This is a genomic window from Actinopolymorpha sp. B9G3 (genome assembly GCF_040120725.1).
Classification (GTDB): Bacteria; Actinomycetota; Actinomycetes; order Propionibacteriales; family Actinopolymorphaceae; genus Thermasporomyces.
The window spans coordinates 276,565-291,083 of record NZ_JBEEAB010000002.1 but is presented as its reverse complement, the minus strand read 5'-3'; the positions used below and the strand labels follow the sequence as shown (position 1 = coordinate 291,083).

Annotated in this window: 12 protein-coding genes and 2 tRNA genes; 3 read left to right on the top strand and 11 right to left on the bottom strand. The window is 68.5% G+C overall.

The genetic code is table 11. The annotated features are described in order from the left end of the window. The first annotated feature begins 43 nt into the window (after positions 1 to 43). On the top strand, positions 44 to 625 hold the full coding sequence (locus ABNF93_RS04480) for a hypothetical protein (RefSeq protein WP_349326232.1): 582 nt from the start codon (positions 44 to 46) through the stop codon (positions 623 to 625). A gap of 231 nt (positions 626 to 856) precedes the next feature. Here the strand turns inward: ABNF93_RS04480 and ABNF93_RS04475 are convergent. From ABNF93_RS04475 to cimA, 5 genes are all read right to left on the bottom strand, one after another. Continuing rightward, positions 857 to 929 (bottom strand) — tRNA-Glu (locus ABNF93_RS04475). Between the two features lie 172 nt (positions 930 to 1,101). Continuing rightward, a tRNA-Gln gene (locus ABNF93_RS04470) sits at positions 1,102 to 1,173 on the bottom strand. Between the two features lie 87 nt (positions 1,174 to 1,260). Further along, entirely contained in the window at positions 1,261 to 2,763 is a 1,503-nt protein-coding gene (gltX, locus tag ABNF93_RS04465) for a glutamate--tRNA ligase (RefSeq protein WP_349326231.1), read from the bottom strand. Beyond that, entirely contained in the window at positions 2,756 to 3,535 is a 780-nt protein-coding gene (locus tag ABNF93_RS04460) for a fumarylacetoacetate hydrolase family protein (RefSeq protein ID WP_349326633.1), read from the bottom strand. Before ABNF93_RS04460 ends, gltX begins: the two co-directional genes overlap by 8 nt. A 97-nt stretch (positions 3,536 to 3,632) precedes the next feature. Further along, a complete protein-coding gene (gene cimA, locus ABNF93_RS04455) occupies positions 3,633 to 5,252 on the bottom strand; it encodes a citramalate synthase (protein ID WP_349326230.1) in 1,620 nt (539 codons plus the stop codon). A 419-nt stretch (positions 5,253 to 5,671) separates the two neighbouring features. Here cimA and abc-f point away from each other — a divergent pair, with 419 nt between their 5' ends. Beyond that, entirely contained in the window at positions 5,672 to 7,381 is a 1,710-nt protein-coding gene (gene abc-f / locus ABNF93_RS04450; protein WP_349326229.1) for a ribosomal protection-like ABC-F family protein, read from the top strand. A gap of 79 nt (positions 7,382 to 7,460) precedes the next feature. Here abc-f and ABNF93_RS04445 read toward each other — a convergent pair whose 3' ends face one another. From ABNF93_RS04445 to ABNF93_RS04430, 4 genes are all read right to left on the bottom strand, one after another. Next, entirely contained in the window at positions 7,461 to 7,745 is a 285-nt protein-coding gene (locus ABNF93_RS04445) for a DUF397 domain-containing protein (protein ID WP_349326228.1), read from the bottom strand. 251 nt (positions 7,746 to 7,996) lie between these two features. After that, the gene (locus tag ABNF93_RS04440) at positions 7,997 to 9,088 is read right to left on the bottom strand and encodes a branched-chain amino acid aminotransferase (RefSeq protein ID WP_349326227.1); all 1,092 of its coding nucleotides are present in this window, start codon (positions 9,086 to 9,088) and stop codon (positions 7,997 to 7,999) included. A gap of 131 nt (positions 9,089 to 9,219) precedes the next feature. Further along, on the bottom strand, positions 9,220 to 10,278 hold the full coding sequence (locus tag ABNF93_RS04435) for a 3-isopropylmalate dehydrogenase (protein ID WP_349326226.1): 1,059 nt from the start codon (positions 10,276 to 10,278) through the stop codon (positions 9,220 to 9,222). Positions 10,279 to 10,411: 133 nt separating this feature from the next. After that, positions 10,412 to 10,597 carry a hypothetical protein gene (locus tag ABNF93_RS04430; protein WP_349326225.1) on the bottom strand — a complete coding sequence of 62 codons (186 nt, stop codon included), beginning with the start codon at positions 10,595 to 10,597 and terminating at the stop codon, positions 10,412 to 10,414. Positions 10,598 to 10,860: 263 nt separating this feature from the next. Here ABNF93_RS04430 and ABNF93_RS04425 point away from each other — a divergent pair, with 263 nt between their 5' ends. Then, entirely contained in the window at positions 10,861 to 11,427 is a 567-nt protein-coding gene (locus tag ABNF93_RS04425) for an O-methyltransferase (RefSeq protein WP_349326224.1), read from the top strand. Between the two features lie 30 nt (positions 11,428 to 11,457). Here ABNF93_RS04425 and serA read toward each other — a convergent pair whose 3' ends face one another. Together serA and ilvC are read right to left on the bottom strand one after the other, a co-directional pair. Beyond that, the gene (gene serA, locus ABNF93_RS04420) at positions 11,458 to 13,071 is read right to left on the bottom strand and encodes a phosphoglycerate dehydrogenase (protein ID WP_349326223.1); all 1,614 of its coding nucleotides are present in this window, start codon (positions 13,069 to 13,071) and stop codon (positions 11,458 to 11,460) included. A 396-nt stretch (positions 13,072 to 13,467) separates the two neighbouring features. Beyond that, positions 13,468 to 14,499 (bottom strand): ketol-acid reductoisomerase, encoded by a 1,032-nt coding sequence (ilvC, locus tag ABNF93_RS04415; RefSeq protein ID WP_349326222.1) that lies wholly within the window; start codon positions 14,497 to 14,499, stop codon positions 13,468 to 13,470. Between the last annotated feature and the right edge of the window lie 20 nt (positions 14,500 to 14,519).

The window sequence follows — 14,519 nt, the reverse complement described above, 5'->3', positions numbered from 1 at the left end:
CAGGCCAGGGCGGCACACCGTCAAGAGCGGCTCTGGAGGACCGATGCCCGTCACCGTCGTCACCATGTCGCTGCCGACGTACGACCTCACGGCGCCTCCCGACGCGGAAGCCGTCGGCGCAGCTCTCGATGACGTCATCTGCAAGAACTTCGGCCAGGACGGGGAACGCGAGATTGCCATCCGGTCCGTCAGCCTGATCGACCATCCGACGCACACGCACGACTCGCTGGGCGAAGTGATCAGGGCGACCGGCACGGATCGGTACGACCCTGAGCGGAAGGGCCCGCTGCACGAGGCCTACGACCGTTACGGCGTCGAGTTGCACGTCGTGCCCTGCGTGGTCTCGGCAACCTCCCTGAGCTCGGCCATGTGCGACGGCCGAACCTTCTACGGCACCACGGAATCGGTGATGGCGGAGGCCGTGAGCGACTTCTACGTGGGTCCGCCGGTCGACCGCGACGGCGTTCCACTGAGGATCGACCTGCTCACCATCTACGACCTCGCCCACCTCGAGGGCATCCCGATCCCCTTCCATGGCGAGGAGACACCGCCGCTGTCAGCCTGCCGTTTCAGACATCCCGATCGGCGCAGCGAAGCAGTACTCGGGCTGATCAAGGTTCTCTGAGCCTTGGTAGGTCACCTGCGGCCGGTCCCCAGGTGCCGACGCACCGTGTCCCGGGGTGCCGGTCGGGCTCAGAAGTCGATCCGCACGGCGTCCTTCCGCAAGGCTGCACACGCTAGGTCACGTTCCGGATGCTCTACCTCCGGAAACGCAGACACCTGCTGTCGTACGACGTCAGTGACACGCGAAAGGCGACCCGGTGCGCTTAGCGCACACGGATCGCCCAAGAGCCTGTAGCCCCGACCGGATTCGAACCGGCGCTACCGCCTTGAGAGGGCGGCGTGCTAGGCCGCTACACAACGGGGCCGCAAAGCGAGCTGCACTCTATCAACCGGAGACTGTCCGTCCGCCAGAGCCTCCCAGCCAACCAGCGTTTCCCAGCCAACCAGCGTTTCCCAGCCAACCAGCGTTTCCCAGCCAACCAGAGCCTCCCAGCCAACCGGAGACTCCCGAGAACGCGGAGACTCCCAGCTCACCCGCTGGGGTACTAGGACTCGAACCTAGACTAACGGAACCAGAATCCGTCGGGCTGCCAATTACCCCATACCCCATGGGTCGGCCCGAACCACCATCTGGCAGCGGGCCGCCTCGATGATAGCGAAGCCGTCGCGTACCCCCACACGGGCCATCAGGGTCGGCTAGCCGACGTCCACCTCGAGCGCCCGCTCTATCCGCCCGAGCGTGCGGTGAGCTCCCAGCAGCTCCAGCGACTCGAAGAGTGGCGGGGATACCCGCCGCCCCGTCACGGCCACGCGTACGGGCCCGAACGCGTGCTTGGGCTTGCGTCCCAACTTCTCGACGAGGACCTGCCGCAGCGCCTGCTCGATGGCTGCCCGGTCCCATACGGCGAGCGCCGCGAGGGCTTCGTACGCCGCGGACAAGACAGGTCCGGCGTCGGTGGTGAGTACGCGCGCAGCAGCCTCCGGGTCGACGGTGAAGGCGCCCTCGCGGACGAAGAGGAAGGCCAGCAGGTCGACGGATTCGGTGAGCCTGGTCAGCCGCTCCTGAATCAGGGGCACGGCGGCCACCACGAGCCGTGCCTGGTCCGGATGCACCGGCTCGGCCACCAGCCCGGCCGCCTGCAGGAACGGCATGATCCGATGGGCCAACTCGTCAACGCCGAGCGCGCGGATCTTGTCCCCGTTGATGGCGTCGAGCTTCTTGGGGTCGAGGCGACCTGGCGTGGCACCCACCCGGGACAGGTCGAAGAGCTCGACCAGCTCGTCGAGGCGGAGGTCCTCGCGGTCGTTGCCCGGTGACCAGCCGAGCAGCGCGAGGTAGTTGACCACCGCTTCCGGAAGGTAGCCGTTCTCGCGGTACCACTCGATGGAGGCCGATCCGTAGCGCTTCGACAGCGGCTTGCCGTCGGTCCCGAGGACGTACGGGCAGTGGGTGAAGACCGGGACGTCCTCGGCGGGAACGCCCATCGCCTCGTACATCGCGATCTGCCGCGGCGTCGAGGCCAGCAGGTCGTCGCCGCGGACGACGTGGGTGATCCGCATGAGCGCGTCATCCACTGACACGGCGAGGTTGTAGAGGGGGTAGCCGTTGGCCCGCATGATCACGAAGTCGGGGATGTTGGCGTGGTCGAAGACCACCTCGCCACGAATCGTGTCGTGGACGGTGGTGGTGCCGGGCGGCATCCGGAAGCGGACGACGGGTTTGCGTGCCTCCGCTTCGAAGTCCGCGACCTGCGCAGCCGTCAGCGTCCGGCAGCGACCGCTGTAGCCGGGCGGCAGGCCCTTGCTGCGTTGCGTTTCCCGCTCGGCGTCGAGCTCCTCCTGCGTGCAGTAGCAGTGGTACGCAGTGCCCTCGGACAGGAACCGCTGGACCCACTCGTGGTAGAGCGGAAGGCGTTCGCTCTGCTGGTACGGGCCGCAGTCGCCGCCGATCTCCGGACCCTCGTCCCAGTCGAGGCCGAGCCAGCGCAGGTCCTCGAGGGCGGACGCGATCGCCTCGTCGGTGATGCGTGACCGGTCGGTGTCCTCGATCCGCAGGACGAACCGGCCCCCGGTGTGGCGCGCCCATGCCCATGCGTACAACGCGGTTCGGATGTTGCCGACATGCAGGTCGCCGCTCGGGGAGGGCGCGAAGCGGGTACGGACGGCTGGTGAGGGCCGGGCGGAACCGCCTTCAGCCATGGGCGATCACCGGGTTGGTCAGGGTGCCGATGCCCTCGATGGTGACCGACACCTCCTCACCGGGACGCATCGGCCCGACACCGGCCGGCGTCCCGGTGAGGATCAGGTCGCCGGGCAACAGCGTCATGAACGAGCTGACGTACCAGACGAGGGACGGGATGTCGTGGATCATCTGCGAGGTACGCCCGGACTGGCGAGGCTCCCCCGCCACGGTCGTCGTCAACGCCAGGTCGGAGGCGTCGAGCTCGGTCTCGATCCAGGGGCCGATCGGGCAGAACGTGTCGAATCCCTTGGCCCTCGCCCACTGCCCGTCGGTCTTCTGCAGGTCGCGGGCCGTGACGTCGTTGGCACAGGTGTAGCCGAAGATGACCTCGGCGGCGCGTTCGCGTGGCACGTGTCGGCAGATCCGGCCGATCACCACCGCCAGCTCGCCTTCGTAGTGCAGGTCCGAGGTTTCTGCCGGGTAGACGATCCCGTCACGCGGCCCGATGACCGACGTGTTGGGCTTGAGGAAGATCAACGGCTCGGCCGGAACCTCGTTGCCCAGCTCGGCAGCGTGTTCGGCGTAGTTGCGGCCGACGCCGATCACCTTGCTCCGTGGGATGATCGGCGCCAGCAGGCGTAGGTCCGTGAGCGGGAGCCGTTCGCCGGTGGGCTGGACGGGCCGGTAGAGCGGGTCGCCGTCGATCACCGCGGCGATCTCGGCCCCCGCCTCCCCTTCGATCACGGCGTACTTCGGGTCCTCACCTGCACTGAACCGGGCGATGCGCAAGGCCAACCTGCCTTCGTGCTTCCTGGTCGCCGGTGGATCCGCGCCGGCGGCCCCGGTGGATCCGTACGGAAGCTCGCAGCCTACCGGGCCGCCCTGGTCAGGTCGCCTGCTCCCCGACCTGGCCGCCCTGGCCGACCTGACCGCGGACGAGACCGAACGTCACGCCGTCGACAAGTGCCTCGAACGACGCCTCGACGATGTTGTGCCCCACGCCGCAGGTCTCCCACGACTCCTCGCCGTCGGACAGCTCGATCAGAACTCTGATCACGGCGTCGGTCCCGTGGCCCGCTTCGAGGATGCGGACCCGGTAGTCGATCAGGTCGAGCTTGTCCACGATGGGGTACGCCTGCCCGATCGCGCCGCGGAGCGCACTGTCGAGCGCGTTGACCGGGCCGTTGCCCTCGCCGGTGACGATGGTGCGTTCGCCCCCGGCGCGCAGCTTGACGGTCGCCTCGGAGACGGCTTCCTCGCCGGGCCTGGAGTCCGTGATCACCCGCCAGGACTCGACCTCGAAGAACGTCGGTCGGACGCCTTCGACCTCTTCGATGAGCAGGAGCTCGAACGACGCGTCCGCGGCCTCGAAGGTGTATCCGCGCGACTCCAGCTCCTTCACCCGTTCGGTGATCCGCGTGACGAGCTCGCGGTCACCGGCGAGGTCGTATCCGAGCTCGCGTCCCTTCAGCTCGATGCTCGCCCTGCCCGCCATGTCGGAGACGAGCAGTCGCATGTCGTTGCCGACAAGCTCGGGATCGGTGTGCTGGTAGAGATTCGGGTCGACCTTGATCGCGCTGGCGTGCAGTCCCGCCTTGTGGGTGAAGGCCGACGCGCCGACGTAGGGCTGACGGGAGTACGGAGGAACGTTGGTCACCTCCGATACGGCATGGGCGATCCTGGTCGCCTCCCGAAGGGCAGGTTCGGGAACGAGCGCATGTCCGAGCTTGAGCTGGAGGTTGGCGACGACGGTGAGCAGGTCGGCGTTGCCGGTGCGTTCGCCGTAGCCGTTGAGGGTTCCCTGCACGTGGGTGGCGCCGGCGCGTACGGCGGCGAGGGTGTTGGCTACGGCGCAGCCGGCGTCGTTGTGGCAGTGGATTCCCACCCGCGCGGTGGTCCCCGCGAGACCGGCCGTGCTCAGCAGGGTGTCGACGACCTCGCCCACATGGTCGGGAAGCATGCCGCCGTTGGTGTCGCAGAGCGCGAGGACCTCCGCCCCCGCTTCGGCGGCCGTGCGTACGACCTCGATGGCGTAGGCCGGATTCTCGCGGTAACCGTCGAAGAAGTGCTCGGCGTCGAGGAAGACCCGTTGCCCGCAGGAGCGGAGGTGTTCGATCGTGTCCCGCACCATCGCGAGGTTCTCCTCCAGCGTGGTACGCAGGGCGAACTCCACATGGCGGTCGTGGCTCTTGGCGACCAGTGTCACGACGCTGGCACCGGAGTCGCGCAGGGCCGCCACGAGCGGGTCGTCTGCCGCCGCCACCCCCGCCCGCCGCGTGGCACCGAACGCGGCGAGCGTGGCGTGGCGTAGGTGCAGCTCCGACCGCGCCCGCGCGAAGAACTCGGTGTCCTTGGGGTTGGCTCCCGGCCAGCCGCCTTCGATGTAGCCGACGCCGAGTTCGTCCAGGTGCCGGGCGATCGTCAGCTTGTTGTCGACGGAAAGGCTCAGCCCTTCTTGCTGGGCACCGTCGCGAAGCGTGGTGTCGTAGACGTGAAAGTCGCTCATCGGGAGGCGCTCCTGGGGGATGACTGCTCGAGTTGACGTCTGCGGGCTCGGCGTGGGAGCTGAACCGGGGAGGGCTTGAGACAAACAAAAAACCTCCCGCCGGAAGCGAGAGGTCTGCGCGCTGGACGAGAGAAGCAGGTCCGGCGCGCCTACGTAATGATCAGGGTGAAGGTCTTCAGCATTCCGGCAGTGTCGCACATCACCCCGGGCACAGGTCAACCACCCCATTCCCGGCAGGCGGTCCTGCCGATCGAGAGGCCGCGCCCGGCGGGCCGTGATCTTGGGCAAATCTCTGGAGAGTCCGTCCCGTCGGCGGTTAGGCTCTGACTCATGGGCATCTGAGGAGAACTCACCTTTCCCGACATCCCGGTTGCCGCTCACCTGTCCGGCACGACCGGTCCGATCGAGTCCGGGGCCCCATGACTGCATCCGCCAGACATTCTGTAGCGCCCTCCGCCGCCGTGCTCAAGGCGTCCGGTCTTGCCAAGAGCTACGACGACGAGCCGCTGTTCACCGACATCAGCCTGACCGTCAACGCGGGCGAGCGGGTCGGCCTCGTCGGCCCCAACGGTGCCGGTAAGTCCACCTTGCTCCGGCTGCTCGCCGGGCGGGAGCGCCCGGACGCGGGGTCGGTGGCGTACGGCCCGCACGGCCGGGTGGGCTATCTCGACGCGGAGATCGCCGACACCGACGCCACGGTGGGTTCGTACCTCGACGAGGGTCTCGGTGAGCTGCACCGGATCGCCGCGCGGATGCGGACTCTCGAGGACGTCATGGCGAGGGACGCCCCGGCGGCCGGCGGCACACTGTCGGAGTACGCCGGACTGCAGGACCGCTTCGCGCTGCTGGGTGGCTGGGAGGCGGAGGCGCGTGCCGAGGAGGTACGCGGCCACCTCGACATTGCGTCCCTCGACCCGCGTACCCCCCTGGTCGACGTGAGCGGAGGACAGCAGGCACGGCTCATGCTGGCGCGGTTGCTGCTGCAGGAGCCGAGCATCCTGCTCCTCGACGAACCCACCAACCACCTCGATCTCGCCGGCGTCAGCTGGCTGGGCGAGTTCCTCGCGGACTACCGCGGGGCGGTCGTCGTCATCACCCACGACCGGGCATTCCTCGACGCGAGTATCGACCGGATCGTCGAACTCGACATCCTCACCGACCGGGCAGAGTTCTACGAAGGTGGCTATTCGGCCTACCGCGCGGAGAAGCAACGCCGCCGGGCGCGGCTGTTGGCCGACTACGAAGCCCAGGAGAAGCACCGCCGGCGTCTCGCCGCCGACATCGAACGCACCGCGAACCAGGCGTTGCGGACCGAACTCACGACCCACAACGACAAGGCACGCCGGTACGCCAAGAAGGTCGCGAAGAAGGCGAAGGCCCGGGAACGCAGGCTGCGCAGGGAAATGCTGTCCGCACGCTGGATCGAGCACCCGCAGGAACGCCCGCCCCTGGTGCTGGACCTCGCCGCCACGACACCGCCCGAGTGCACCGTCCTCACCCTGGACGGCGTCGCGGCCGATCGGGGCAACGGCCTGCTGTGGAAGGACTTCTCGGCGGTGGTGAGAGGTGGTGAGCGGATTCTGGTCACCGGGGAGAACGGCACCGGCAAGTCCACCTTGCTCGCGCTGCTCTCAGGCGAGCTGGCACCGGCCGGCGGGGAGATCGCCACCACCGCCCGCATCGGCGTACTCCCCCAGGTGCACGACCGGCTCCCCCTGCGGATGCCGGTGCTCGACTACCTGCGCAGGGAAGTCCCGATGTACGAGGAGGAGGCCGAACACCTGCTGGACTCGTACCTCTTCGACTCTTCGCAGTTCCGGCGGCCTCTCGGCACACTCTCCGCGGGCGAGCTGCGGAGGTTGTTGCTGGCCGCGCTGATCAACGGCGGCCAGCAGGTGCTGCTGCTCGACGAGCCCACCAACTACCTGGACTTCGAGTCCCTGGACGTGTTGGAGGCCGCGGTCGCCGCATTCGGAGGTACGACGGTGACGGTCAGCCACGATGAGCGGTTCGTGCAGAGTCTGGCTCCGACCCAGCAATGGCATCTCACGCGGCGGAGTGGTGCGGTGTCTTCCTGGGCGGTGTCTTCTTGGGCGGTGTCTTCTTGGGCGGTGGAGATCCGGGAGTGATCAACGGCCGGCGAAGAGGACATTCCCTGCAGAAACCCAATGTCCCGTTCGCGGGCCGCTGATCACCTGACGACCGGTCTCAGCCCGAGCCGCCGGGATCCGCGCCGACCTCGGCCCCTTCGAGGTCGAGGACCTCGGGATCGAACTCGCCGTCCTTCGCACCGGACAGGAACGCCTCCCACTCGCCAGGAGTGAAGACGAGGATCGGCCCGTCCGGATCTTGGGCGTTGCGCATGCCGATCAGGTCGTCGACGAAACCGACCTCGATGTCCCCACCGGGGACTGCCGCGCGCCACTCGACCCTGGTGAGGTCGAACTCTCCCTTGGTCGGGTGGGACGCCACTGCACTGCTCTCTTCGCTCATACCTCCGTTACTCCCTGTTTCAAGACGCGACCGACGAGGGCCTGGTCACCGGCGTTCGTTACCGGCAGAGGTCGCGTACTGTGCGCACAGAAGCTACTCCTCCTACGCCTATTTGCGCAGGATCCCTCGCCGATCCGTGTCGATCGGCAAGGCCGTGGAGACGCTCCGTGATGATCAGCGAAGACGTTGGTATCGAGTACTCAGCGTGACATCGGCGATGTGTTCGGCCGTGTCCGCGTGCGGAGGAGCGGTCAGCGCACCCGGTGGAGCCAGCCGTGGGCGTCCTGCGCCCTTCCGTACTGGATGTCGAGCAGCTGCTGCCGGATCCGCGAGGTCACCGGGCCGGCCGAGCCGTCGCCGATCTCGAGCGCGCCACCGCGCCACTTCAACGATCCGACCGGGGTGACCACGGCGGCCGTACCGCAGGCGAACACCTCCGCGATCCCGCCGCTGACGACGCCAGAACGCCATTCGTCGACGTCGATCCGGCGTTCTTCGATCTTGTGGCCGAGCTCGGCTCCGAGCGCCATGATCGCTTCGCGGGTGATGCCCTCCAAGATGGTGCCGGTGAGCTCGGGCGTCACGATCGACCCGTCGTCGAAGACGAAGTAGAGGTTCATGCCGCCGAGCTCTTCCACCCAGCGTCGCTCGACCGCGTCCAGGAACGCCACCTGGTCGCACCCGTTCGCGCCAGCCTCCTGCTGGGCCAGCAGACTCGCCGCATAGTTGCCGCCGCACTTGGCCGCACCGGTGCCACCGACCGCGGCCCGGGTGTAGTCCTCGGACAGCCAGATCGAGACGGGCTTGACTCCTTCGGCGAAGTAGGACGCGGCGGGCGACGCGATCACCGCGAACGTCACCTCATGGGCGGGTCGCACACCGAGAAAGACCTCGGACGCGAACATGAACGGGCGGAGGTAGAGGCTCTTCTCCCCGCCGGTCGGGACCCATTCGTGGTCGGTCTGGACGAGCAGGTCGAGCGCGGCGACGAAGTCGTCGGCGTCGAGCTCCGGCAACGCCATCCGGTGCGCCGAACTCTGGAACCGCCGGGCATTGGCTTCTGGCCGGAAGGTCCAGATCGAGCCGTCGTCGTGGCGGTAGGCCTTAAGACCCTCGAAGATCTCCTGGGCGTAGTGGAGGACCGCGGTCGCCGGGTCGAGCGAGAGCGGACCGTACGGGCGGAGGACGGCATCGTGCCACCCCTCCCCCGAAGTCCAGGTCACCGTGACCATGTGGTCGGTGAAGAACCTCCCGAATCCGGGCTGCGCGAGGATATCCTCCCGACGCTCCACCGGAGTGGGAGAAGGAGTGAGCTCGCGGCGAAACTCGAGGCTTGCGGTCATGGCAGCACCGTACCCAATCGTGTAACGAGAACAAGGAGTCTGGAGACCAGAGGACTGGAGACGAAGGACGCCGCCCGCGGAACGCGGGCGGCGTCGGGCCTTTGCGAAGGACGTGGGTCCCGTCCAAAGGCCTAGCTGGCTACTCGGGCGGCGATCGCATCGCCGATCTCTGCCGTGGTTCGGGTAGGGCTGGCGCCGCCCCTGGTGTCGAGGTCGGCGCTCACGGCGTCCTCGATCCGGCGGGCCGCCCCGGGCTCGCCGAGGTGCTCGAGGAGCAGGGCGGTGGACAGGATCGCCGCCGTGGGGTCGGCCTTGCCCGTGCCGGCGATGTCGGGCGCCGAGCCGTGGACGGGCTCGAACATCGACGGCGCCGTCCGGTCGGGATTGATGTTGCCGCTCGCCGCCAGGCCGATGCCGCCGGTCACGGCTCCCGCCAGATCGGTGAGGATGTCGCCGAAGAGGTTGTCGGTGACGATGACGTCGAAACGCTCGGGCTCGGTCACGAGGAAGATCGTGGCCGCGTCGATGTGGAGGTAGTCGACGGTGACGTCGGCGAACTCCTTCGCCACCTCCCCCACGATCCGCGACCAGAGGCCGCCTGCGTGGACCAGGACGTTGGTCTTGTGGACCAGGGTGAGCTTGCCCCGGCGAGCCTGCGCGCGCCGGAACGCGTCGCGGACCACGCGTTCGACGCCGTACGCCGTGTTGACGCTCACCTCGGTGGCGAGCTCCTGGGCGGTGCCCTTGCGTACCACTCCGCCGTTGCCGACGTAGAGCCCCTCGGTGCCCTCCCGGACGACGACGAAGTCGATCGGCGCGTCACTCGCGAGCGGGGTCGGCACGCCCGGAAAGCTGCGCGACGGCCGGAGGTTGACGTAGTGGTCGAGCTCGAACCGCAACCGGAGCAGCAGCCCGCGCTCGAGGATCCCGGCCGGCAGTTTGGGGTCGCCCGGTCGCCCGCCCACCGCACCGAGCAGGATCGCGTCGTGGGCACGAAGCTCGGCCAGCACGCTGTCGGGCAGGACCTCGCCGGTCGCGAGGTAGCGCTCGGCACCCAGGTCGTACTGCGTCTGTTCGACCTTGATGTCATAAGCCGGTACGCACGCCTCGAGGACCTTCAGGGCCTCGGCGGTCACCTCGGGGCCGATGTAGTCACCAGGGATGACAGCCAGCCGGATGCTCTGAGCCATACGGATCACCATATTCGCAAGTGTCCACATCCCGAAACTCAGGTCTCGACATGTGGTCGAACGCAATGTGGTCGTGTCGACGGGCGCCCTCGACGGGCGGTTGGAGTTGCTTCGACGGCGGAGGTCGCCTATCTCACCGGACGGGATTTCCGGATGGGGCGACTGCCGGCCGCGGGCGCGGGGTGGCGTCCCGGCTGTCATGTGCGGTGCGGGTCTCGGCAACCGCGGCGGCGGTCCTGCCGCCGTTGTCACGGCGATCCAGCGCCTCCTGCAGGGCCTGGTAGGCCAGCCGTTGCGCCTCGCGATGCGCCTTGGTCATCGGAATTCTCCTTCGCACGTACGCGTCTTCGTCAGTCTCGAGTGCTCGTCCATCTCGAGTGAAGGGCGGGCCGGCAACGCTGGACCCCGTGACGGAGAGCCGACCCTCAGCGGGCCCCGCCACGGCAGCGAAGGATTACGACGAATCTCATGACCCGACCGAGATTAGTTGGACGTCCTAGCAGTTGTCTCGCGGATCGAGGGAAGTTTTCACATGTCGAGACGCCGGGGCGGGAATGCCCTCATGTACCCCACCCTTGGCGCATGAGCGTGCCGCCTGAGATCCCGGCCGTCGTCGCACGAGCCCATCAGCTCTCGCGGCGTCGCGGCTTCGTGTCGTCCTGTCGCAACGAGACCGGCCGGCTGCTGGCGAGCCTCTCCGCCTCCCGCACCGGCACGCTCGCGGAGTCCGGGACCGGCTGCGGGGTCGGCTCTGCCTGGCTGCGCAGCGGCATGCGCGAGGGTGCGCGCCTCCTCACCGCCGAGCACGATCCGGCGCTCGTCGAGGCGGTCCGCGAGATGTTCGCCGGAGACGAGCCCGTGACCGTCCTGGAGGCCGACTGGAAGGAGCTCGCGGCCGAGGCTCCGTTCGCGCTGCTCTTCCTCGACGTACGCGAGGCCAAGCGCGCCGGACCCGACACCGCTGCCGATCTCATGGAGCCAGGCGGGTTCGTCGTGCTCGACGACTTCACCCCGAGTTCGACCTGGCCGCCGATGTACCAGGGCCGGGTCGACACCATGCGCATGCAGTGGCTGACAGATCCGAGGTTCGCAACGGTCGAGGTGATGGTCGCCAGCGACGCCAGCGTGCTGATCGCGACCCGCCGCTGACCGCGGGCCGCCACGGGCCAGTTCTGGGCCCTAGTCCACGAGGTCGATGGCGCGGATGTCCTGGGCGTTGATCTCGCGGGCGATCTCGTCGAGCGCCGCCTGCGGGATCGCCGAGTCGACGGTCATCGCCACCAGGGCCTTGCCGCCTCGGCGGTCCCGGCTGACCTGCATGCCGGCGATGTTGACCCCCGCCTCGCCGAGGATCCGGCCCATGACGCCGATGACGCCCGGCCGGTCGACGTACTTCAGGACTGCCATGTGTTCGGTCAGCTCGATCTCGATGTCGAAGCCCTCGACCTCGACCAGGCGTTCGGCGTGGCGAGGGCCGACGAGGGTGCCGCCGACCGAGACCTGGCGGCCGTCGGCCAGGGTCCCGCGCAGGGTCACGAGGTTGCGGAAGTCGGGGCTGTCGGGATCGGTGAGCAGGCGTACCTCGAGGCCGCGTTCGGCGGCGAGCAACGGGACGTTGACATAGGAGACCTGTTCCTCGACGACCGAGGCGAATGCGCCCTTGAGGGCCGCGAGCTCGAGCACCTTGACGTCGTAGTCGGTGATCTCGCCGCGGACCTCGACGTCCATCTGCAGGGCCACCTCGCCGGCGAGTGCGGTGAAGATCCGACCGAGCTTCTCCGCCAACGGGATCCCCGGCCGGACGTCTTCGGCGATGACGCCGCCCTGGACGTTGACCGCGTCGGGGACGAGTTCGCCGGCCAGCGCCAGGCGTACGGACTTGGCGACCGCGACACCGGCCTTCTCCTGCGCCTCCGCGGTGCTCGCGCCGAGATGGGGGGTCACCACCACGTTGTCGAGCTCCAGCAACGGCGAGTCCGTGCTCGGCTCGGTGACGAAGACGTCGATCCCCGCGCCGGCGACCCGTCCCTCCTTGAGGGCGACGTACAACGCGTGCTCGTCGATGATCCCCCCGCGGGCGGCGTTGACGATGATCGCGCCGGGCTTGGCTTTGGCGAGCTCCGCCTCACCCACGATGCCGGCCGTCTCCGGCGTCTTCGGCAGGTGGACGGTGATCGCGTCGCTGGTCGCGAGCAGTTCGTCGAGGGGCACCAGGCGTACGCCCATCTGCGCGGCCCGGCCGGGCTGGACGTAGGGGTCGTACGCCACGACCTTCATGCCGAACGCGGCCAGCCGCTGCGCGACCAGCACGCCGATCCGGCCGAGGCCGAGGACGCCGAGAGTCTTGTCGTGCAACTCGACACCGGTGAACTTGCTCCGCTTCCACTCGCCGGCCTTGAGCGAGACGTGGGCGGCGGGGATGTTGCGGGCGACCGCCAGGAGCAGGCCGATGGCGTGCTCGGCGGCCGAGACGATGTTGGACTGGGGAGCGTTGACGACCATGACGCCGGCCTGCGTCGCGGCCCGCACGTCGACGTTGTCCAGCCCCACCCCCGCCCGTGCGACCACCTTGAGCCGCGAGGCCGCGGTGAGGACTTCGGAATCGACCTTGGTCGCGCTCCGGACGAGGAGAGCGTCGACGTCGGTGACGGCGGCCAACAGCTCGGACCGGTTGGCGCCGTCGCAGTGGCGTACGTCGAAGTCCGGACCGAGCGCCTCGAGGGTCGCTGAGGACAACTCCTCGGCGATGAGAACGACGGGCTTGGACAAGGTCACATCCGCTGAGGGGCTCACGGTGGAATCCACGCGACAATGCCTTCCTGATGGGCCGAGACGGGGGGAAGGACAGGTCCCCGAGCACATCTGTGGGCCCGGCGCTCCGCCCCAGCATAATCATCGACTCTGATACCTGCAGCGGGGTGCCGAAACGCGGCCACGCGAGGCGGGAATGACCACGCTACCCACCGGCGCCGATCGGAAACACCCCGCTACCCGCCCGGGCGAGGTGGAAAATGAGGCTCTCCGGGAGCCACAGATGACCACGCTGCCCATGCCTGTGGTCTTTGGACAGGTGCCGACACCTGTTCCGGCTACCAGCAGCGTGGTCAATGCCGGGCGCCGGCTACCAGCAGCATGGGCAGCGTGGTCATTGTCGCCCCAGGCGCAACGCGGTTCGCGCTTCCGCCCGCTCTAGCCCCGGGCGGCAGTGCCTTCCACGTAGTCGTCGTCGTGGCTCTTGACCCAGGCCATCAGGGCCCGCAGGTCGCGGCCGACGGCCTCGATCGGGTGCTGCTCGGACTGGGCGCGGAACTTCGCGAACTCGGGTCCGCCGGCGTCCTGGTCGTCGATGAACCGCTGCGCGAACGACCCGTCCTTGATGTCGGCCAGAACCTCCCGCATCCGCTGCTTCACCGAGTCGTCGATGATCCGTGGCCCCGAGACATAGTCGCCGTACTCAGCCGTGTCGGACACCGACCAGCGCTGCTTCGCGATCCCGCCTTCGTACATCAGGTCGACGATCAGCTTCAGCTCGTGCAGACACTCGAAGTAGGCGACCTCGGGCTGGTAGCCCGCGTCGGTCAGCGTCTCGAAGCCGGCCTGGATGAGCGCCGACACACCACCGCAGAGGACCGTCTGCTCACCGAACAGGTCTGTCTCGGTCTCCTCGGTGAACGTCGTCTTGATGCCGCCGGCGCGCAGACCGCCGATCGCCTTGGCGTAGGACATCGTGAGCGGCCAGGCGTTCCCGCTCGCGTCCTGCTCGACCGCGACCAGGACCGGCACGCCGCGGCCCTCGTTGTACTCCCGGCGGACCAGGTGACCCGGCCCCTTCGGTGCGACCATGCACACGTCGACACCCGCCGGCGGCTGGATGTAGCCGAAGCGGATGTTGAAGCCGTGCCCGAAGAACAACGCGTCGCCCTCGACCAGGTTGGGCTCGATCGCCTCGGCGTACAGCTTGCGCTGCGCCGGGTCCGGCGCGAGTACGACGATCAGGTCGGACTCCTCACACGCCTCCGCCGGCGTCAGGACGCGCAGGCCCTCCGCCTCTGCCCTCGCCCGGCTCCTGGAGCCCTCCGGCAGGCCGACGCGGACGTCGACGCCGGAGTCGCGCAGAGACAGCGCGTGGGCGTGGCCCTGACTGCCGTATCCGAGGACGGCGACGGTCCGGCCCTGGATGACCGACAGGTCGGCATCGTCGTCGTAGAACAGCTCTGCCACAAGATCTCCTTCGTACGTTC

Bases quoted from the DNA above. Each gene is read 5' to 3' on its own strand.
- ABNF93_RS04480 (WP_349326232.1), top strand. From the start codon at position 44: ATGCCCGTCACCGTCGTCACCATGTCGCTGCCGACGTACGACCTCACG.
- gltX (WP_349326231.1), bottom strand. From the start codon at position 2,763: ATGGCTGAAGGCGGTTCCGCCCGGCCCTCACCAGCCGTCCGTACCCGC.
- cimA (WP_349326230.1), bottom strand. From the start codon at position 5,252: ATGAGCGACTTTCACGTCTACGACACCACGCTTCGCGACGGTGCCCAG.
- abc-f (WP_349326229.1), top strand. From the start codon at position 5,672: ATGACTGCATCCGCCAGACATTCTGTAGCGCCCTCCGCCGCCGTGCTC.
- ABNF93_RS04445 (WP_349326228.1), bottom strand. From the start codon at position 7,745: ATGAGCGAAGAGAGCAGTGCAGTGGCGTCCCACCCGACCAAGGGAGAG.
- ABNF93_RS04440 (WP_349326227.1), bottom strand. From the start codon at position 9,088: ATGACCGCAAGCCTCGAGTTTCGCCGCGAGCTCACTCCTTCTCCCACT.
- ABNF93_RS04435 (WP_349326226.1), bottom strand. From the start codon at position 10,278: ATGGCTCAGAGCATCCGGCTGGCTGTCATCCCTGGTGACTACATCGGC.
- ABNF93_RS04430 (WP_349326225.1), bottom strand. From the start codon at position 10,597: ATGACCAAGGCGCATCGCGAGGCGCAACGGCTGGCCTACCAGGCCCTG.
- ABNF93_RS04425 (WP_349326224.1), top strand. From the start codon at position 10,861: ATGAGCGTGCCGCCTGAGATCCCGGCCGTCGTCGCACGAGCCCATCAG.